Annotated in this window: 19 protein-coding genes and 1 tRNA gene; 6 read left to right on the forward strand and 14 right to left on the reverse strand. The window is 60.8% G+C overall.

What is annotated here, in order from left to right:
• Nucleotides 1-102: 102 nt before the first annotated feature.
• The 7 genes from J8Z04_RS04110 to hisB all read right to left on the reverse strand — a co-directional run bounded on the left by J8Z04_RS04110 (nt 103) and on the right by hisB (nt 4646).
• A tRNA-Glu gene (locus J8Z04_RS04110) sits at nt 103-178 on the reverse strand.
• Nucleotides 179-319: 141 nt separating this feature from the next.
• Nucleotides 320-700, reverse strand: a complete 381-nt coding sequence (locus J8Z04_RS04115; RefSeq protein WP_043562011.1) for an HIT domain-containing protein — start codon at nt 698-700, stop codon at nt 320-322.
• A gap of 90 nt (nt 701-790) precedes the next feature.
• On the reverse strand, nt 791-1153 hold the full coding sequence (locus J8Z04_RS04120) for a phosphoribosyl-ATP diphosphatase (protein WP_052349243.1): 363 nt from the start codon (nt 1151-1153) through the stop codon (nt 791-793).
• Nucleotides 1154-1182: 29 nt separating this feature from the next.
• Nucleotides 1183-1944, reverse strand: coding sequence for an imidazole glycerol phosphate synthase subunit HisF (gene hisF / locus J8Z04_RS04125; RefSeq protein ID WP_103765784.1), 762 nt, complete (start codon nt 1942-1944; stop codon nt 1183-1185).
• The gene (gene hisA, locus J8Z04_RS04130) at nt 1938-3332 is read right to left on the reverse strand and encodes a 1-(5-phosphoribosyl)-5-[(5-phosphoribosylamino)methylideneamino]imidazole-4-carboxamide isomerase (RefSeq protein ID WP_227449767.1); all 1395 of its coding nucleotides are present in this window, start codon (nt 3330-3332) and stop codon (nt 1938-1940) included. The genes hisF and hisA overlap by 7 nt, the downstream gene beginning before the upstream one ends.
• On the reverse strand, nt 3317-3961 hold the full coding sequence (gene hisH / locus J8Z04_RS04135; RefSeq protein ID WP_043562021.1) for an imidazole glycerol phosphate synthase subunit HisH: 645 nt from the start codon (nt 3959-3961) through the stop codon (nt 3317-3319). The genes hisA and hisH overlap by 16 nt, the downstream gene beginning before the upstream one ends.
• Nucleotides 3962-4043: 82 nt before the next feature.
• A complete protein-coding gene (hisB, locus tag J8Z04_RS04140) occupies nt 4044-4646 on the reverse strand; it encodes an imidazoleglycerol-phosphate dehydratase HisB (protein WP_086441412.1) in 603 nt (200 codons plus the stop codon).
• 111 nt (nt 4647-4757) lie between these two features.
• On the opposite strand from hisB, the gene J8Z04_RS04145 reads away from it, so the two are divergent.
• From J8Z04_RS04145 to J8Z04_RS04155, 3 genes are all read left to right on the forward strand, one after another.
• A complete protein-coding gene (locus J8Z04_RS04145) occupies nt 4758-5375 on the forward strand; it encodes a nitroreductase family protein (RefSeq protein ID WP_043562027.1) in 618 nt (205 codons plus the stop codon).
• An 82-nt stretch (nt 5376-5457) separates the two neighbouring features.
• Nucleotides 5458-6723 carry a 5-demethoxyubiquinol-8 5-hydroxylase UbiM gene (gene ubiM / locus J8Z04_RS04150; RefSeq protein WP_192848579.1) on the forward strand — a complete coding sequence of 422 codons (1266 nt, stop codon included), beginning with the start codon at nt 5458-5460 and terminating at the stop codon, nt 6721-6723.
• 237 nt (nt 6724-6960) lie between these two features.
• Nucleotides 6961-8568: an NAD(P)/FAD-dependent oxidoreductase gene (locus J8Z04_RS04155; RefSeq protein ID WP_081562670.1), complete on the forward strand. Its 1608-nt coding sequence runs from the start codon at nt 6961-6963 to the stop codon at nt 8566-8568.
• A gap of 5 nt (nt 8569-8573) precedes the next feature.
• Here J8Z04_RS04155 and J8Z04_RS04160 read toward each other — a convergent pair whose 3' ends face one another.
• The 4 genes from J8Z04_RS04160 to J8Z04_RS04175 all read right to left on the reverse strand — a co-directional run bounded on the left by J8Z04_RS04160 (nt 8574) and on the right by J8Z04_RS04175 (nt 13891).
• On the reverse strand, nt 8574-9335 hold the full coding sequence (locus tag J8Z04_RS04160) for an RluA family pseudouridine synthase (protein WP_192848580.1): 762 nt from the start codon (nt 9333-9335) through the stop codon (nt 8574-8576).
• A gap of 3 nt (nt 9336-9338) precedes the next feature.
• Nucleotides 9339-12362 (reverse strand): DNA translocase FtsK, encoded by a 3024-nt coding sequence (locus J8Z04_RS04165; protein WP_338123636.1) that lies wholly within the window; start codon nt 12360-12362, stop codon nt 9339-9341.
• 97 nt (nt 12363-12459) lie between these two features.
• Entirely contained in the window at nt 12460-13107 is a 648-nt protein-coding gene (locus tag J8Z04_RS04170; RefSeq protein WP_192848581.1) for an RsmD family RNA methyltransferase, read from the reverse strand.
• A 4-nt stretch (nt 13108-13111) separates the two neighbouring features.
• Nucleotides 13112-13891 (reverse strand): pseudouridine synthase, encoded by a 780-nt coding sequence (locus tag J8Z04_RS04175; RefSeq protein WP_043562036.1) that lies wholly within the window; start codon nt 13889-13891, stop codon nt 13112-13114.
• Nucleotides 13892-14002: 111 nt separating this feature from the next.
• Here J8Z04_RS04175 and J8Z04_RS04180 point away from each other — a divergent pair, with 111 nt between their 5' ends.
• Nucleotides 14003-14482 (forward strand): nucleoside deaminase, encoded by a 480-nt coding sequence (locus J8Z04_RS04180; protein WP_227656459.1) that lies wholly within the window; start codon nt 14003-14005, stop codon nt 14480-14482.
• Here J8Z04_RS04180 and J8Z04_RS04185 read toward each other — a convergent pair whose 3' ends face one another.
• Both J8Z04_RS04185 and J8Z04_RS04190 read right to left on the reverse strand, forming a co-directional pair.
• Nucleotides 14483-14785: an AzlD family protein gene (locus tag J8Z04_RS04185; protein WP_197981633.1), complete on the reverse strand. Its 303-nt coding sequence runs from the start codon at nt 14783-14785 to the stop codon at nt 14483-14485.
• A complete protein-coding gene (locus J8Z04_RS04190; RefSeq protein WP_052349255.1) occupies nt 14782-15501 on the reverse strand; it encodes an AzlC family ABC transporter permease in 720 nt (239 codons plus the stop codon). The genes J8Z04_RS04185 and J8Z04_RS04190 overlap by 4 nt, the downstream gene beginning before the upstream one ends.
• A gap of 190 nt (nt 15502-15691) precedes the next feature.
• On the opposite strand from J8Z04_RS04190, the gene J8Z04_RS04195 reads away from it, so the two are divergent.
• Nucleotides 15692-17236: a Do family serine endopeptidase gene (locus J8Z04_RS04195; protein ID WP_043562042.1), complete on the forward strand. Its 1545-nt coding sequence runs from the start codon at nt 15692-15694 to the stop codon at nt 17234-17236.
• Between the two features lie 247 nt (nt 17237-17483).
• On the opposite strand, the gene J8Z04_RS04200 is transcribed toward J8Z04_RS04195, so the two are convergent.
• Entirely contained in the window at nt 17484-18548 is a 1065-nt protein-coding gene (locus J8Z04_RS04200; protein WP_086431761.1) for a threonine aldolase family protein, read from the reverse strand.
• A gap of 140 nt (nt 18549-18688) precedes the next feature.
• On the opposite strand from J8Z04_RS04200, the gene folD reads away from it, so the two are divergent.
• Nucleotides 18689-19600, forward strand: coding sequence for a bifunctional methylenetetrahydrofolate dehydrogenase/methenyltetrahydrofolate cyclohydrolase FolD (folD, locus tag J8Z04_RS04205; RefSeq protein WP_086431762.1), 912 nt, complete (start codon nt 18689-18691; stop codon nt 19598-19600).
• Nucleotides 19601-19745: the final 145 nt, after the last annotated feature.

Genomic DNA, 19745 nt, shown 5'->3' on the forward strand with positions numbered 1-19745 from the left:
AGGCGCACTCCGTGTCTGCCCACCAAGGGGAAGAATGGTACGTCAGGATGATGTCCAAGAGATGCCTGTCAGGCCGATTGTTCAGAGTTTTCATGAAATGTCTGGCGTCCCGTACGGGATTCGAACCCGTGTTGCCGCCGTGAGAGGGCGGTGTCCTAGGCCTCTAGACGAACGGGACTAAAGGCGTGAGCCCTCTCTAGAGGGAACGGCGGGGAAGTGCAAGAGGGAAAGATACCTTTTGTAAAAAAAGGTTTTCCAACCAGTCCCGAAAGGGGGGGGAAGCCGCCCAGAGGCAGCTTCCCCGGATGGGGCGGTGCCGTTACTGGTCAGCCGCCAGGATGGGGCCGAGCGGGCGCCCACCCAGAAGATGGACGTGGAAGTGCGGCACTTCCTGTCCACTGTCACGACCCACATTGCTGATGAGGCGGAACCCGCTGGGGATGAGGGACTGCTCGGCAGAAATTTTGTCCACCAGTTTCCAGAAATCCAGAATCTCTTCATCGCTGGCACGGGAGATGAAGTCGTGCAGGTCCGTGTAGGCGCCACGGGGGATCACCAGAACATGGATCGGGGCGAGGGGAGAGATGTCGTAGAAAGCGAAAGAATGTTTGCTGTCACAGACACGTTCAGCGGGAATCTCTCCCCGCAGTATCTTGGCGAAGACATTGTTGGGATCGTAAGCGGGGGTAGCGGTCGGCATAAGATGGGTTCCTCCTCTTCCTCCATGATTGGGGAGTGAGGTGGGGGGAAGTCAAGGGAGGGGGAGGCAACCCACCTATGAGCCGTGCCTTCAGAAGGCCGGTTTCGGCCGGGAGGCTTTTTCCTCGATGCCGCTCGTGCCTTCACGGCGTTCCAGCTCGGCCCAGACATCCGCCGGATCAATGCCCGCATCAACCCACATCACGATCAGATGATAGAGGACATCCGCACTTTCGCTGATGAGGCCCTGCCTGTCGCCCTTGATGGCCTCGATGACACATTCGACGGCTTCTTCGCCAAATTTCTGGGCAATCTTGCTCCGCCCCCGAGCCATGAGACGGGCCGAATGGCTGACGGATGGTGAGGCTCCCTTGCGGGCCAGAACCGTATGGTAAAGTCGTTCCAGAACCTCTTTGCGGCCTGTCTCACGGGAGGGGGTATTATTCTGGGCCATATGTTTCCTGTCCTTTGTCATGCCAGTCCCTAGCGGCCCAGCCTGACGGGCAGCCGGGCATCGTGCAGGGCCTGTTTGACCTCACCGATCCTGAACTGGCCGAAATGGAACACGCTGGCGGCCAGCAGACCGCTGGCACCCGCCCGGGCTCCTTCCACGAAATGGGCCAGTTCCCCCACACCACCGGAGGCGATGACGGGAACGGAAACACGTTTGCAGATGGTTCCCAGCAGATCAAGGTCAAAGCCGGACCGTGTACCGTCACGGTCCATGCTGGTGAGCAGGATTTCTCCGGCTCCCCGTGTGGCCATCTGCTCGGCCCAGGCGACGGCATCCAGTCCGGTTGGTTCCCGTCCGCCCTTGGCGTAGACCTCCCATCCGCCATGGCCATCGGAGCGGGCATCTATCGCCACGACGATGCACTGGCTGCCAAACCGTTCCGCTGCTTCATTGATGAGCTCTGGCGTGCGGATGGCGGCGGAGTTGATGGCACACTTGTCGGCACCGCTCAGCAGAAGTCTGCGGATGTCCGCACAGCGTCGCACGCCACCACCAACGGTGAGGGGCAGGCGGACTTCGGCGGCGGTACGTTCGACAACGTCAAGAATGGTGTCCCGATTGTCCGAGCTGGCCGTGATGTCCAGAAAGGTCAGCTCGTCCGCTCCGGCGGCATCATAGAGGCGGGCCTGTTCCACCGGGTCTCCGGCGTCCCGCAGGGAGACGAAATTGACCCCTTTGACGACCCGCCCGTCATGGACGTCGAGACAGGGGATGACACGTAGTTTCAGCATGATCCCTCCAGTACGGACAGGGCTTCCGGCAGATTGATGCGGCCATCATACAGGGCGCGCCCCACGATCACGCCGGTGATGCCGGGTGTTTCATCGGCCGCCTGTCGCAAGGCCCGGAGATGGTCCAGCGTGCCCACGCCGCCGCTGGCGATGACGGGGATGGAGACATGGCGGGCCAGCTCGACCGTCTGATCAATGTCCAGACCTTCCAGCATGCCGTCCCGGGTGATCTCGGTGAAGATGATTCCGGCGACGCCTGCCTCTTCCATCCGGCGGGCGAGGTCGGTGGTGGTCAGCTCGGAGACTTCGGCCCAGCCTTCGGTGGCAACACGGCCCTGCCGGGCGTCGATCCCGGCGATCACGCGGCCCGGCCAGGCACGGGCGGCCTGCCGGACAAGGCCGGGGTCTTTCACGGCGGCGGAACCAAGGATGACCCGGCTGACACCGGCTTCCAGCCAGCGTTCAATGGCTTTCATGTCCCGCAGCCCTCCGCCGAGCTGGACAGGAAGAGATGTGGTGGCGATGATATCCTCCACAGCCTTCACATTGGCCGACCGGCCCGCAAAGGCGCCGTCCAGATCGACAATGTGGAGGTGGCGGCACCCGGCCTGTTCGAACAGCTTGGCCTGGGCAGGAGGATTGTCGGAATAATGGGTGGCAGCATTCATGTCCCCCTGCCGCAGGCGGACACAGGCCCCGCCCTTGAGGTCGATGGCCGGGTAGAGGGTCAACGGTTTGCGGAGGGTTCCGCCCGGTGCGGGGCCATGGTGTGGCACGGAGAGCGGTGTGCCGGCAGGCTGCCACTGCATGGCTCTTTCTTCAGGGACGAGGAGTTTTGAGAAGAATAGTCCGCGCACTGTCCGGTCTCCGATTCGTGCAAAATAGGGGTGTGTGCCCCAGTGGGTGAAGTTGAAGGAGGTGAGCAGGGTTATGGCGTCGTGCAGTGTTTCACGCACACGGCAGTCCAGTACCTTGGCGCCCCGGGTCAGTGCCCTGTTGATGATGGCCTCCATGAGGAGGGCGCCCAGACCTTTTCCCCGCTCGTAAGGAACGATGAAAAAGGCGGTGATGGTGGCGCTGGCACCGTATATTTCGGACCGGGACGTGGCATGAGCGAGAACAGCCGCCCCGCAGATGCTGCCATCCGGTGCCCGGACGATGAAGACGTCCCGGTCCGGTACCAGCAGGAGACCCTCGAAGAAACGCCTCAGGACGGCACTTTCAGGGGGCGTGTGCCAGTCGAACACGCCCTCGGCCAGAATGGCGGCCACGGTGCTTTCCATCAGGCTTTCGAGGTCATCCTCGCTGATGGTGTGGCCCAGCCGTTCGGCCCGGTAACTGTCTGGAGGCTGGTTCCATGGCCGTCCCTGCATCAGCCAGGCTGCCATGTCAGGAAATTGCCCAGGATGGTCAGACCTACATCCTGGCTTTTTTCCACGTGGAACTGTGTGCCGCAGCGGTTGCCCCTGGCCACGATGGCCGGAATGGTCATGCCGTAATCCGCCGTGGCGATGGTTTCTTCTGCCCGGGCGTCCACCAGGGCATAGGAATGGACAAAATAGCCGTGATTTCCCGGCTCAAGCCCTTCTGTCAGCGGATGGGCACCGGGTGTGAAAGAGAGAGTGTTCCACCCCATGTGCGGCAGCCGGAATCCCTGTCGGGTACTGTCATCCATGGGAGCGATGTGGCCATCAATCCAGCCCAGCCCTTCCGTGCGGCCATGTTCCAGCCCGTACTGGGCCATGAGCTGCATCCCCACGCATATGCCGAGAAAGGGCGTGCCTTCTGCTGTTGCCTTTTCCAGCAGGGGGCGGAGAGCGCCCTCGTCCAGCCCTTTCGCACAGTCGGCAAAGGCACCCTGGCCAGGCAGGATGAGACGGTCGGCAGCAAGGATGTCAGCCTCGTTGCGGGAGATGGCGATGTCGGCTTCCAGCCCTCGCAGGGCTGCGGCCCTTCGTGCTGCCTGTGCAGCAGAAGCCAGGTTGCCGCCATTGTAGTCGATTACAACAACACGCATGAACACTCTCCATACTGCAAGCTGCCCGGTCCTGTTTCAGGCAGGTGGGGGAGACAAATCAAGGAAAAACCGTGAGGGAGCTTTACAGCACCCCTTTGGTGGATGGAATCTGCCCGGCGCTGCGGGGGTCGCGGGAGAGCGCCATGCGCAGGGCCCGGGCGAAGGATTTGAAGGCACTTTCGGCAATGTGGTGGGCATTGGTTCCGGCACGGCCATTCATGTGCACGGTGATGCGGGCGGACATGCAGAGAGCACGGAAAAACTCTTCCACCATTTCCGTGGCCATGGCGCCGATCATCTCACGGGGGAAGGTGATGTTCCAGGCCAGGAAGGGACGGCCTGAAATGTCCACGACCGCTTCACAGAGCGCTTCATCCAGAGGGACAAGGGCAGAGCCGAAACGTTCGATGCCCCGCTTGTCGCCGATGGCCTTGTGGAGGGCCTCTCCCAGCGTGATGCCCACATCCTCGATGGTGTGGTGGTCATCAATATGGAGGTCGCCTTTCACCTGTACGGTGAGGTCCAGCCCGCCATGCCGGGCCAGGGCATCCAGCATGTGGTCGAAGAAGCCAATGCCTGTCTGGATGCTGTTCTTCCCGTGTCCGTCAATGGCGAGGGAAAGGGTGATGTCGGTCTCGCCTGTCTGGCGATTCAATGTGGCGGTTCGTGATGTCTGAGTCGTCATGTCTTTCTGCTATACCAATATGGGCTGCTTTCCAAACTTGCTTATTGTGACGCTGTGGGTGAGACTGTCCAGTTAACAGACCATGACAAGATTTTCAGGAGAGCCGTCATCATGGCGCAGGCTTCATCTGTTTCCCCGCTTGATGTGTTGCTGGAGCGTTCCTCGACAGGCGATCTGGTCGCTCCGGCTCCGCAGGGAGAGGTGCTGGCCCGCATCCTCTCCGCCGGGCTGAGGGCTCCGGATCATGGGCATCTCTGCCCGTGGCGGTATGTGGTGATTGCTGGCGATGCCCGCCCGGCCTTTGCCGGACATGTTGTTGCCGCCGTGGCCCGGCAGGAGCCTGATGCCCCGGAGAAGAAGCGTGAGAAGCGGCGCAGGCGTTTTTCCGAGACGCCGATGGTCATTGCACTGGGGATGCATCTCCGGCCGGAGCACAAGGTTCCCGTCATGGAGCAGGAAATGGCTGTGGCCGCCGGGGCCATGAATGTCCTCAATGCCCTGCACATGGAAGGATTCGGAGGGGTATGGATCAGCGGGAGGTTCTGTGAGGACCGGTCCCTGCTCAGCCAGCTGGGGCTGGAGGCCCCGCACCGGCTTGCGGGGTTCCTGCTTGTCGGTACGCCAGAAAAGCCGGAACGGGCCCATGTCCGCCCGGATGTGGGTGATCATGTGGCTTTCTGGGATGGGCAGACACCTGTCACGTTCGGTGCGGATGACAGGCAACGCTGAGGACGGAGACGGGCTGCTTGCCGGGGCATGCCTGGTAGGTTAAAGCCGTGACCAGGGAGAACTGGGGGACAGGGGCTGCATCATGACACGACATGGTAATGATCATCAGGCAGAGGGGCCAGAGCGGAAGGGGGGGGCCGCCTGTGATGTGGTGGTCGCTGGTGGTGGTCCTGCCGGTCTGGCAGCCGCCCTGTCTTTTGCCCGGGAAGGCTGGCAGGTGAGCGTGGTGGAAAAAGTTCCCTGCAGCGTGCTGGAGGCTCCGTCCTTCGATGGGCGGGAAATTGCCCTGACCCACCATACCGTGCATTGGCTGAAACAGCATGGCGTTTGGGACGAGATTCCGGCAGAGGCCATCTGCCCCCTTGATGTCGCCCGGGTAGAGAGTGGCAGTCTGGGCGGCCCTCCTCTCATTTTCCATGCGCCGGATGGGGGAGGGGCTGCCTCGTCCGATGCGGGGCCAGAAGGGGAACCGCTGGGCTTCCTGGTGGCCAATCATCTCATCCGTCGTGCCCTTCATCGTGTCGTGAGCCGGACAGAGGGCATCACCCTGCTCTGCCGGACAGGCGTGACAGGGTATCAGACCGGGCGGGATGTCATGCAGGTCCGGCTGTCGGATGGGCGGGCCATGCAGGCCCGTCTTCTGGTCGGGGCGGATGGCCGCTTCTCCCAGATACGGGAGCTGGCCGGGATCGGGGCCATCGTGCATGATTTCGGCATGAGCATCCTTGTCTGCCGGATGCGGCACCTTACACCGCATGACAATACGGCCCTGCAATGGTTTGATGAACGCCAGACGATCGCCCTCCTGCCGGTCGCCCCGGATGGGGGTATGGGCGATATTTCGTCTCTGGTGCTGACCCTGCCGCCGGATGATATTGCCCGACTTCGTGTAGCGGCCCCGGATGATTTCAATGCCGAGATCACCCGTCGGACGGATGAACGGCTCGGCCTCCTGCGGGTGATGAGCGACCGTATCACCTACCCGCTCAAGGCCGTCTATGCCCATCGCTTTCAGGCTCCCCGTGTGGCCCTGATTGGTGATGCTGCCGTGGGTATGCACCCCATTACGGCACATGGTTTCAATTTCGGCATCCGGGGGCAGGAAACACTGGTGCAGGAGTTGAGCGCTGGACCTGGGGACCCGGGTGATGCGGCGTCGCTCCAGCGTTTTGAGCGGCGACATCGCAAGGCAACTTTCCCGCTCTTTACGGCGACCAATGCCATTGCTGTGGCCTACACCCGGGATGACGGACCATTCCCTCTGGCCCGCCGGGCCGGACTTATGCTGGCCAACCGTCTGGCCCCTTTCAAGAAGGCCGTGACACGGATGCTGATGGACCCCGTGTGAGGTTCATGCCTGTTCAGGGGATCAGATTCCCTCTGTGGGAATGGTTTATTTTTAATTAACAAAATGACTTGCCTGATATGGCTTTCCACGGTGATACTGGTCGTGGGAGTAATCCGGTGAAGGAAGCTGTCCCATATGACAATGTGGGATGAACGGATCGGGACAGCCCAGTGTATCTGATTGTCAGGTTCCAGAAGCTGGCAGTTGCGTCATGTGTGGAGTACAGGGTGGGTTGTGATGTATGACGTCCTTATTATTGGTGCGGGATTTGCTGGACTGACACTGGCCTATCAGCTCAGGAAAAAGTCCAGTGACCTGCGCATTGCCATTGTGCATGATTCTTCCTTTCCCCTCGATGACATATCAGACAAGGTCGGTGAGTCCTTCAATGAAATAGGGGCTGTTTATTTTGATCAGATGCTCGGGCTGAAGGAATTCATGAAGGAGCGTTACCCGCGGAAGCTGGGAATGCGTTTTTTCAAGATCAATGAATCATCCTATCAGGAAATGGGTTACAATAATTTCACTCCCAACCATGCCTTTCATTTCGAGCGTGGGAAGCTTGAGAATGATCTTTTTGACCTTGTCAAAGACAAGGTGGATTTTTACCTGAACCATAAATATCTTGATTTCGAAACGGTTGATGGTGAAAAGCACGTTCATGTTCTGGACAGGAATGATAAAAGTTCCAGAACGTTGAAAGCGCACTGGCTTGTTGATGCTGCCGGGCTGAAGAAGCTGCTGGCCCGTAAATTCGACCTCACACACAGGTTGCCACTCAACCATTCGTCTGTCTGGTTCCGGGTTGGGGGTGGTGTCAATGTGGATGATTTTCTGCCACTGACCAGCGACAACCCTTTCACGACGGAGAATCGGTCATGGAGCTCCATTCATCTGGAAGGTGTAGGATACTGGGTATGGATCCTGCGTCTTTCCGAGAACGTGACAAGTGTCGGCATCATTTTTGATGAGAACATGTACGAGTTCCAGGATCTCGCCACATGGGAGAAGACAAAGCTCTGGTTGAGAGACAATGTCCGGGTCCTGATGGATTATCTTGATGAGGAACAGTTTCCCATCATGGACTTCAGGATCTTGAGGCGGTTTGCTACCCAGTCTGATTATTGGGTGAGTGATGAGCGCTGGGCTCTGGTGGGGGATGCCTACGGAATATGGGACCCCTACTATTCCAATGGATTTGACCTGATTGGCATGCAGAATACGATCCTGACAGAGCTGATCCTCGCAGAACGTGCTGGCCAGGAGATCCATCAGCGCATTCAGGGGGCCAACCGGTTCATAAGCGATGTCATGAGGGGGTTTGCCGCCACCTTCACGGATTTCTACTCACGGAAAGACCGCTGGTACTACATCTGTTCAAAATATAACGTCGACATGGCCGTCTATTTCCCGATATTGGCCACCATCGTGCATAACTCCTTGGAGTCCATGTTTGTGGATGAAGACCCGGTATTCCGGGACAGGGTCCTGTTTTATCTTGAGGAGGGTGGAGGTATCTATTTTCAGCTGATCCAGCTCCTGGCGTCTGACGAGTTCAAGAACAATGGGGTGGACGGGTACGATTACATGCCGCTCAATGCGGATACATATCATGCCTTCGTCCCGGAAATGGATATCCCCTATCATGAGAAAGAGCGGGTATTTCCCATTCTGGAAAAGAACTGCAATCTGCTCTGGTGCGTTTTCCATTATCTGAAATCAGGCCGCAACTATATGGATTTCATAAAGAACGGGGCCTATTTTGCCATTACGGAACAGACGGACCCCGAGCGTTACAGGGATAACCCGGACCAGCTGGAAGCTGATCTGTTCCATTCTGCCTGAGGATATTACGGTCTGGCTGGGATGGCGTGGGCCTGGAGGAACCGCTCCAGTTCCACGTCTCCTGCTGTGGCCTTTATGCGGCATGAGCTGGCGAGCCGGGGGACGGTTCTGTCCGTTTCCGGTGGAGAGACCAGCCTGACGGGCACTTCCAGGGAGCGGGCGAGCAGACGCGTCCGGCCTGCATCATGGCGGCTGCCATAAAGACCATCCCCGATGATGGGCGTGCCCAGTGCGGCGCAATGGACACGGGCCTGGTGGGTCCGTCCTGTATGGAGGGTCAGCTCCAGCAGGCTGGATGTTCCGTCACTGGCCAGAACACGCCATGATGTCTGGGCCAGACGGCCCTGGTCAGTCTGGGAAGGGTGTACTGTTTCGGGCATGGGGTCGGAGACCATTTTCCATCCCTGCCGGATTGAGGAAACACGTCGCAGCAGGGTTGTGAGAGTGCCCTGCTGTCTGGTGGGATGTCCTTCAACCAGTGCCCAGTACCGTTTGATGGTTTCATGTGTGGCAAAGGCCTTCTGTGCAGCAACAAGGGCTGATTTGCGTCGGGCTATGAGAAGGCACCCTGCCGTATCAGCATCCAGCCGGTGGACCAGCCACGGGCCGCCCCGCTTCTGGGGGAGCAGACGGCTCTCGACACTGTCCTGGACTTTGGGGCCGGGATGGGCGGCAAGTCCTGCCGGCTTGTTGATGACGACAAAATGACGGTCCTCCCAGAGGAGGGGCAGCTCCTTTCCGGGCTGGAAGAGGGGAGGGGGCGCCACGGGTCAGTCCTCGTCATCAGGATCGTGCCGGTCCAGCCCCAGAGAGGCCTTTGTTGCCAGAACATCCCGTTTTCCCACATGGTTGGCAGCGCTGATGATACCTTCTCTCTCCATCTGGTCGATGATGTTGGCAGCCCTGTTATAGCCTATGCGGAGATGGCGCTGCACGAAGCTGGTGGATGCCCTCTGGGCCCGGACGACAAGTTCCGTTGCCTGTTCATAAAGGGCACTGTCCTGATCTTCATCAGAACCTTTGCCGCCCCCTTTGCCGCTGGAGGATGCATCTTCCTCTTCCTGTTCGTCAGCCAGCACCTCGGTGTTGTAGACAGGAGAGCCTTTGGAGCGCAGGTCGGCCACCACGGCTTCGACCTCTTCATCACTGATGAACGGCCCATGCACACGGGTGATGCGGGCACCACCCTGCATGAAGAGCATGTCACCCCGGCCAAGAAGCTGTTCGGCCCCCTGCTCACCCAGAATGGTGCGGCTGTCGTATTTGTTGGTGACCTGGAAGGAAATGCGGGTTGGGAAGTTGGCCTTGATCGTTCCGGTGATCACATCAACAGAAGGACGCTGCGTGGCCATGATGACATGCACGCCAGCGGCACGGGCTTTCTGGGCCAGACGCAGCACGGAAGCTTCAATCTCTTTACCGGCCACCATCATCAGGTCAGCCATCTCATCAATGACGATGACGATGTAGGGGAGGTGTTCCAATGGCAGGCGATGTTCGTCAAAAACGGGGCGGCCCGTTTCCGGGTCGTAGCCTGTCTGGATGCGGCGGGTAGGTGTTTCACCGGAGGCTTTCAGGTGGCGTATCCGGTCATTGTAACTGCTGATATTCCGCACACCATGATCCGCCATCAGGCGATAACGGCGGTCCATTTCCTGTACGGCCCATTTCAGAGCACTGACAGCCTTGGGTGGTTCGGTCACCACCGGGGTCATCAGATGCGGGATGCCGTCATAGATGGACAGCTCCAGAATCTTCGGGTCGATCATGATGAGGCGGCAGTCTTCCGGGCTGAGCCGGTAGAGCAGCGAGAGGATCATGGCGTTGATCCCGACTGACTTGCCGGACCCGGTCGTTCCGGCCACGAGCAGATGCGGCATCCGTGCCAGATCGGCCATGATGGGCTCCCCGGCAATGTCCTTGCCAAGGGCCAGTGGCAGCTTGCTGCGGTTTTCTTTCCAGGCCGGTGAGAGCAGAAGCTCAGGGAAATAGACTGTCTCACGGGTCTTGTTGGGGACCTCAATCCCGATGACATTCCGGCCCGGCACTGTGGCGATGCGGACGCTCAGCACGGCAAGGGTGCGGGCGATGTCATCAGCCAGTCCGATCACCCGGGAGGAGCGCACGCCAGGGGCTGGCTCCAGCTCATAGAGTGTGACGACTGGCCCGGCCCGGTAATCGGTAATGGTTCCCTGTACGCCGTAATCATCCAGCACTTTTTCCAGCATCTGGGCATTGGCCTGGAGAGCCTCTTCGGAAGGACCAGTTTCGTTCTGGTCTGGCAGCGGGTTGAGCAGGCCAATGGAAGGTGGCAGCCAGGCGGAAGGGGCTGTCATGCCGGGCAGTGGTCCCAGAGCCATACCGGGTGGTGGCGGAACAGGGCGTGGTGGCATGACAGATGCCCCGCCCGGTTGCATGGAGCCTTCATGGGCCGGAGCCCCGTTCATGCCGACTGCATGATCCGTAGCTGCCTGCATGGTGGGAGCAGCATTGTAGGCTGTTTCTTCTACCATGCCGGAAGAGCCCGACCCGGCACCAGTCGCCGGGCTGGTGGCGGCCATGAAGCGCTTCAGGAAGCCGGGCTGCTGTGCCGGACCGGAAAGTTCCTGTGGCTGGATATCCAGGGGGGCGCCGGAGATGTCGTCATGGGTCTCTTCCGCATGGCGGCGCTGGACCGTGCTTGTCCGCCCGGGGTCGTGGCGGATATGGGCCAGCATACGGGCATAGGGATTGTCGGCTTCGTCTTCCGGCTGTGTGGCCTGAAGGGCGTCTTCTTCCTGGACAGGGACCGGGTCAGGCCGGGGAGGGGGTTGTGTCTGGGCGGAAGAGGGCTTCTGCCAGGGGGCCGCCCCCTGCTGCATGGGGGACCATGGCGTGGTGCCGGTGGGGGCTGGTGCTGTCCGCTCTGCCTGTCGGCTGAGGTTGCGCATGATGAAACCGGATGGAAGAGGGGCATTTCCCATGGCCGGGCGTCCATGGCGGATGGGACCGCCAGAGCCTGAAGGATAAGCGACATGCCGTTCTGCCTCGGGGGTTGCTCTGCGGGAGCGGAGCAGGGCCCTGACAGGGAGGCGCACCAGGGCGCTGAGGCCGCGGCCAACGGAGCGCCACTCCCGCCCCTGCAGCCCCATGGACAGGGGACAGAAGACGGCCAGTATGGCAAGGCTGATCAGGATGGAGAGAATGCCCCCCATGCTGCCAGTTTCACCCGAGACAAGATTCAACAGCTTCTGGGCAAAGAAAACGCCGGTTTCCCCTCCCAGCCCGCTGCTGGTGGGCCAGGCAATGCCCAGCCCGGGAACGGTCAGCTGTAACAGGCCGATCGTCATTGCGGCGGCCGGACAGAACAGTGCCGCAGCTACGAGGCGGAGCAGAGGCAGGCCAAGATGGTGATGGCGCAGGAGCTGCCACGTCCATGCCAGCAGGACGAGGACAGGGACAATGCCTGCCAGGCCGAGCAGCTGCATCAGCCCATCGGCAATGGTGGCTCCGAAACGTCCGAGCAGATTGGTCGGTTCAGTGCCTGTGGCGGTGTTGAAGGAGGGATCATGCGGGTTGAAGCTGAAAAGGGAAGCCGCAATCGCCAGTGCCATGATGAGGAGAATGACAGCCAGTATTTCCATCATCCGTGCCGAGAGGATGCGGGAAAAGGGGGAGTCATGCCATGCGGGAATGTCCAGGGTGTCGTCCGCCATGTCATGCCCGGGAAATGGGTCAACGGTGCTGGCATGGCTGTGCCGTGAGGCAGGCAGGATGGCACGCAGCTTGGCGGGAAGGCGGAAGCGGGAAAGCACAGGGGCAGATCCTCTGGCGGGTCAGGAAGGCATGATCGGCCCGCAATATAGCCTGTCCGGACTGATTCTGGAAAGCGGAACCACCCGTTCGCCCGGATCAGGGCACAGGGCGGCTGCCTTTGACACTGCCATCATGGCGCCAGACATGCAGCGTGGCAGCGCCGAAACTGCGCTGTGCCAGCAGTTCTGGCGGGGGAGCCGCAAGGCTGGGCAGGAGATGGGCATGGAAGGGCTGGAAGGGCTCTTCAGGGTCCCGGCCATCATTCTGGAGGGGCGTGGTTTCCGTTTCTGCAACAATCAGGGCTCCGTCAGCCACCCAGCCTGCACGCCACAATGTGCGCAGGCCCTTCTGCACCAGCCCTTTGTGATAGGGAGGGTCGAGAAAAATGAGCGTATGAGGCTGAGGCGCCTTGGGGGGATGGGTTACGTCACAATGGCGCAGGCGGGCACGGTCCGCCATGCCGCAGCTGCGGAGATTGGCCTGGAGGGAGGCAATGCCGGGACGGCTTCCTTCCATGAAGGTGGCAAACCGTGCCCCACGGGAGAGGGCCTCCAGCCCCAGGGCACCCGTACCGGCGAAGGCATCCAGTACCAGCGCTTTTTCCAGCTCATCCCGGCCAAACCAGGGAGCATGCATGAGCATGTCAAAGAGGGTCTGCCGGGCGCGCTGGGCTGTCGGGCGGGTGGTCATCCCTGCGGGGACCTGAAGGCGACGGTTGCGGGCTGTACCGGCAATGATCCTCATGGTGTCAGGACCGTGTCCTGCCGGTCCTGCCGGACTTCAGGCCCGGAATCTGCTCCAGCAGGGTCTTGTGCGAGACCTCTTCCAGCTCATGGGGTTTGAGAGTGCCAAGGCTGAAGGGGCCGTAGGAGAGGCGGATGAGGCGGCTGACATGGAGGTTCATGCCCATCATGACCTTACGGATTTCGCGGTTCTTGCCCTCCCGCAGGCTGACGGTCAGCCATGAATTGTCCCCTTTGGAGGAATCCAGCGTTGCCTCGATGGGACCATACTGCACACCATCCAGCACACAGCCTTTTGCAAGCTCTTTCAGCCGCCGTTCATCCACAAGACCGAAAACACGGACACGGTAACGGCGGATCCACTGGCGGGAGGGTAGTTCCAGCTCACGGGCCAGGCCGCCATCATTGGTCAGCAGCAGCAGTCCCTCGGAGTTCAGGTCCAGCCGTCCCACGCTGACAACACGGGGCATGGCGGCGGGCAGGGAGTCGAAAACCGTGCGGCGTTCTTCCGGGTCGTGATGGGTCGTGACCAGCCCGGCGGGCTTGTGATAGCGCCAGAGGCGGGTCCGCTGGGGTGGGTCCACGGGCTTGCCATCCACGCAGACAACATCACCCGGCTGGATGAAAGTGGCTGGATGGGTGACCGGGCTGCCACCAAGGGTGATGCGGCCTTCCCCTATCATCCGTTCGATGTCACGGCGGCTGGCCACCCCGCGGCGGGCCAGAGCCTTGGCAATGCGTTCACCACGCTGTGTTTCGGAGGAAGGGGATGCAACATCTTTCATAACCTGCGGACATACAGTGTCCGGCCTTTCCTTGGCAATCCATTTACGGCTCTATAAAGCAGTCAGGGAGGGATTTTGTGGTTGGTTTTCCAGTATCAGGGGTGCGTGTGCATGTCTTTTCCCGCCGTCATGACAACACAGCAGGCCATGCAGCAGGCCCTGGCCCTGGCGGATGAGGCTGCCCGCATGGGGGAGGTGCCTGTCGGGGCCGTAGTGCTGAATGGGCAGGGGCATGTTCTGGCCATGGCCCGCAACCATGTCGAGGATCATCACGATGCCAGCGCTCATGCCGAGCTGCTGGCCATGAGGCAGGCAGCACGCCATTGTGGCACGGCCCGGCTGGAAGGCTGCACGCTGGTCGTGACGCTGGAACCCTGCCCGATGTGTGCTGCGGCCATCACCCATTTCCGGCTCAGTCGCGTGATCTATGGCGCTTACGACCCCAAGGGGGGTGGGGTGGACCATGGGCCCCGTCTTTTTGCCCGGCCGGGCTGCCTGCACCGGCCCGGGGAGATCATCAGTGGTGTGCGGGAACGTGAGGCCGGAGCGCAGCTTCGGCGTTTCTTCCGGGTGCTGCGGCAGAGGGACTGATTACCCCAGCACGGCCCGGAGCAGCCCCGTCGTGATGATTCCGCAGAGCATGGTGGGCAGGAGGGAGAAACGTGTGGCGGCCAGAATGGTGGCGAACAGTCCCAGAATGTCCGCCGGGCGGCCTGTGGCGAAGTCCGGGGCAATGACGGCTACCAGCACGCAGCCGGGCACGATGTCCATGATGGCCTGCATGCGGGGCGAGAGGCAGCGGCCTGCGAGCAGCAGATAGCCGCTGATGCGTGTCAGGTACGTCACCAGAGCCATGACGATAATGGCCAGCAGGGCAGGGAGATGGAGGATCATGCGCCCCTCACCACCAGCAGGGCCGTGATGATTCCGGCCAGCGTTCCAGCCGGGACATACCAGGCTCCGGGCAGCAGGTGATAGACCAGCACGGCAACGCCAAGGCTGACACACCATGGCAGGGCATTGCGGGCCCCTTTCCACATGCCCTTCAGCAGCATGATGAAGACGGCGGGAAAGGCCATGTCCACGCCGTAGCGGGTCATGTCACCCAGCAGGTTGCCTGTATAGCCGCCCATAAAGGTGAAAATGAGCCAGCAGAGATACAGGCAGACCGTGATGCCGCCATAGAAGCCGGTGCTGAAGCGGCATCCCGGCCTGTCATGCAGGTCAGCCAGCGTGAGCGCCCAGACCTCGTCACACATGAAGAAGAGCAGCAGAAAGATCTTCCAGCGAGGCAGGTGGCGCAGATGCGGGGCCAGCGTTGCCCCCATGAGAATGTGGCGGCTGTTGATGAGGAAGGTCACCCCGGCCAGCAGCAGGATGGCAGGGGGAATGGACCAGAGGCCGACAGCGGCGAATTCTGACCCACCAGCAAAGTTGAGGCCTGTCAGCAGGGGAACTTCCACAATGGAGAACCCTTTCTGTACGGCTCTGCTGCCCAGAAGGAGGCCGAACGGCACGAAGGCGATGAGCAGCGGCAGGGATGTCTTCATGCCCCGGAGAAATTCCGGCCAGAATGTGCCCTGCCTGATGGGGGGGGATGTGGTCTGCATGGTGCCTGTTGTAAAATCATGCCGCCCTGTCAGCAAGAGCCTTGGGAAAGGGCCGGAGAGGGACATGGCTGGCCATGCCTTACATTTCTTTTATGTGGCACTTGCTTGCAGAGCGGCCTGCCCTGTTCCTATCTAGTAGGACAGTTCCAGTTGATAAGAGTTTAACATCTAGCGTCAGGAAATCTCTGCGATGAAATCGCCTTCCCGTCTGTCTCTGGCATGCATGGCCATGCTGCCCGTGTTGGGTCTGGCCAGCCTTCCGCTGCCTGCCGTGGCCCAGAATGCTCCCATCCGTCCGCAGATGTCGGGCGGGCAGGGGATTCCCGACTTTGTGCAGATCGTAAAACAGGTCAAACCGGCAGTCGTGTCCATCACGGCCCATATCCGCGAGGGCGCTGATGATGAAGAAGGGGGACCATCCGGAGGGAATGGCGGGCCGCAGGGGTTTTCATTCCCGTTCCCGTCCTTTCCCTTCCCGTTCCAGATGATGCCAGGTATGCCGTCCAACCGCATGGTGGAGGCTCGGGGGTCGGGTTTCATCATTTCGGCTGATGGCTACATCGTGACCAACAACCATGTCATCAATGGTGCCACGAAGGTCAGCGTGAAGCTGGATGACGGGACGACCATGCCAGCAAAGGTCATCGGTCATGACGCCAAGACGGACATTGCCCTGCTGCGTGTGAAGGCCGACCATCTGCCTTATGTCGAGCTGGGCAATTCCGACGACGTGCAGCCGGGGCAGTGGGTCGTGGCCGTCGGCAATCCGTACGGTCTGGGCGGTACGGTGACGGCGGGCATCATTTCCGCTCTGGGGCGTGACCTCCATTCCGGTGCCTATAACGACTTCATACAGGTGGATGCGCCCATCAATCACGGCAACTCCGGTGGCCCGCTCATCACGCTGGATGGCAAGGTGATTGGTGTCAATTCCATGATCATGTCGCCCAATGGTGGCGGGTCCATCGGGATTGGTTTTGCCATTCCGTCCGCCACGGTGCGCTCGGTGGTGGATCAGCTGCGGGCTACTGGCCATGTGGTGCGTGGCTTCATCGGTGTGGAGACGCAGGACATCACCCCGACCATGGCCCGTGCTCTTGGGCTGGTCAGCAGCGACCATCCCGGTGCCCCGTCCCATGGGGCGCTGGTGGCCAATCTCATCAAGGGAGGACCGGCAGACAGGGCCGGGCTGAAGAGTGGCGATGTGGTCCTGTCGCTGGATGGTCACGATGTCCGCAGTGCGCACGACCTCGCCGTGAAGGTCGTGTCCATGGCGCCGGGTTCCAAGGGGACATTTACCGTGCTGCGGGATGGCAAGACGGTGTCCCTGACCGTTACGGTCGGCAATCAGGCCCGCAGCGGGCAGGAAGGGGCCGGTACGGATGGCAGCACGGCAGAAGCGCCGTCTGGCAAGCTCGGGCTGGCTCTTGGCGTGCTCACGCCCAAGATCCGTCAGGAGCTGGGGCTGGATGACAGCGTGCAGGGCTGTGTTGTGGCCGATGTGGGGCAGGGCAGCCCTGCCGACCATGCGGGCATCCGTCCCGGGGACATCATCGTGGCGGTAGGCAACCAGATGACAGCCAATCCCCATGCCGTGGTCGCGCTGGTGCAGAAGGCGCTCAGGCAGCATCAGCCTCCGCTGCTGCGGATCCTGCGGGATGGCCAGCAGCTCTTTGTGGCCGTTTCTCCGGATGGTTCGGGGGATGGTGATGAAGATGGCGAGGACAGCCAGTAAGATACCGGCCCGGTTTCTGCTGTCTTTCTGAGACTGTCGTGCAAATCCTGCTCTTCCGTAACGGGAAGGGCAGGATTTTCCGTATGGTCTGCTCCAGTCCCGGCAGCGGGGACCATTTACCAGAATGGATGGCCATGTGGCCCTCTGGCTGGACTTCCCGTAAATCCAGCGACCCAGTGCCGTGATGGCCTGTCAGGGCGCTGCTGCTTCCGGGCTCCGGTTCATGGTCGTGCTGTCTGGCGGCCTGTCAGCTGATGAGACTTTCCAGCAGGGCATCCACATCTTCAGGGCGTGTGTAGAAGCTGGTGACAAACCGGACCAGCTGCCCCGGGACTCCTTGGGGAGTGGGGTAGGTGTAGAATGCGTAGCCCTCGGAGTGGAGCTGCTTTACCTGTGCTTCTGGCAGGACAGCAAAGATTTCGTTGCTCTCCGTGGCAAAGGGCAGGTTTACGGCAGGGTGTTTGTACAGCCCGTGGCGCAGACGCTGGCACATGGCATTGGCGTGGCGGCAGTTTCCCAGCCAGAGGCCGTCATGCAGCAGGGCCAGAAGCTGGGCTGAGAGAAACCGCTGTTTGGACCATAGATGCCCTCCCCGTTTGATGCGGCGGGTCATGGTATCCACCATTGGGCGGGTCCGGTCATTGAGGAAGAAGACAATGGCTTCAGCGGCCATGGCTCCTGCCTTGGTGCCGCCAAAGCTCAGGACATCGATGCCCGCCTTCCAGGTGGTGTCGGCGGGGCTGCATTCCAGATGGGCAATGGCATTGCCCAGTCGGGCACCGTCCATGTGAACGGTCAGCCCGTGGTCATGGGCACTTTCCGACAGGGCGGCAATGGTCTCGCAGGAATAGGTCGTACCCCATTCCGTGGCCTGTGTCAGGGAGAGGGCCGTAAAAGGGGGGGCCAGAACACCCTTGCTGCGGTTCAGCTGGAGAGTGGGGGGCAGACTGGCCGGGTCCATCCGTCCCTCTGGAGAGGGAAGGCCGACCAGCTTGGCCCCCTGCATGAAGAATTCCGGCGCACCACCTTCCTCGGTGTTGATGTGGGCGCTCTGGTCGCAGAGGACACTGCCATAGGGTGGCACCATGGCCGAGAGGGCCAGTGAATTGGCCGCCGTCCCTGTCGTGACGGGGAAAACGGCAACTTCTGCCTCGAAGACATCTCCGAAACGCTGGTTCAGGGCCAGGGAAAGATCGTCGTGACCGTAGGAAGGAACATTGCCGGTATTGGCTTCAGCGATGGCCTGCATGACAGCCGGGCAGGCAGGGGTCACATTATCGCTGGCAAAATTCTTGCGTAGATCGTCACGCACGGGGTGAGTTCCTTCGTCTTTGGCTGGAGAGGCTGTCCATTTCCGTTTTCCAGTCTCTAGCGGAAAGATCGGGTCTTGTCATGTCTTGTCCAATGGGCATAGAGAGGCGGGAATACGGGTTTGGCAGAGGGTTACTGAGCATGACGGCAGCATCCAGCGTACACGCAGATGGCGGGGCGGCACTGATTGATGGCAAGGCCATGGCCGCCAGCATGACGGCCGGGATCCGGGAGCAGGTTGAACATCTGGTCGAGCAGGGGCATGAGCTGCCCGGTCTGGCCGTTGTTCTGGTTGGCAATGACCCGGCCTCGGAGGTGTATGTCAAGAACAAGGCGATCCAGACACATCGGGCGGGGATGAAGTCTTTCATGCAGATGATGCCGGAAAGCACTTCGCAGGAGGAGCTTCTGGCCCTGATCGAGGAGCTGAATGCCAATCCCAAGGTGGACGGGATTCTCGTCCAGCTGCCGCTGCCACCGCAGATTGATGCTGCTGCCGTGACCAACGCCATCCATCCTGACAAGGACGTGGATGGTCTGGGTGAGGTCAATACGGGCCGTCTGGCGCTGGGAATGGAGAATGGCATCGTGCCCTGCACACCGCTGGGCTGTCTCAAGCTGTTGCAGTCCGTCCATGAGGACATGACCGGGATGCATGCGGTTGTCATCGGTGCCTCCAATCTGGTTGGCAAGCCGATGGCGCAGCTTCTTCTCCGGGCCAACTGTACGGTCACGGTGGCGCACATCCATACCCGCAATATCGAGGCATTGGCCCGGGAGGCGGACATTCTCGTTGTGGCTACCGGCAAGGCGGGGCTGGTGAAGGGAAGCTGGATCAAACCCGGTGCCACGGTCATTGATGTGGGCATCACCCGTGTGCAGACCCCGGAGGGCAAGAGCCGTCTCGTCGGGGATGTGGTGTTTGAGGAGGCAAGCCAGATTGCCGGGCATATCACGCCTGTTCCGGGTGGGGTCGGGCCGATGACCATTGCTTGCCTGCTGCACAATACCTTTCAGGCAGCGAGTCGTCGCAGGGCTTCTTCAGAGGGCTGAACAGGTTCTGCTGGCCTGGCTGCCGCATGGTCTTTTCGCCCTGCGCAAGGCAGCCATGGCTGGGCAGATGATGGCACTGTCGTGGCAATTGCCCAACAATTGCTTGATTGTTCCACATGGATGGGATATCGCCTGTTCATGCACA

The organism is Bombella apis (assembly GCF_018221685.1).
In the GTDB taxonomy this organism is placed as follows: Bacteria; Pseudomonadota; Alphaproteobacteria; order Acetobacterales; family Acetobacteraceae; genus Bombella; species Bombella apis.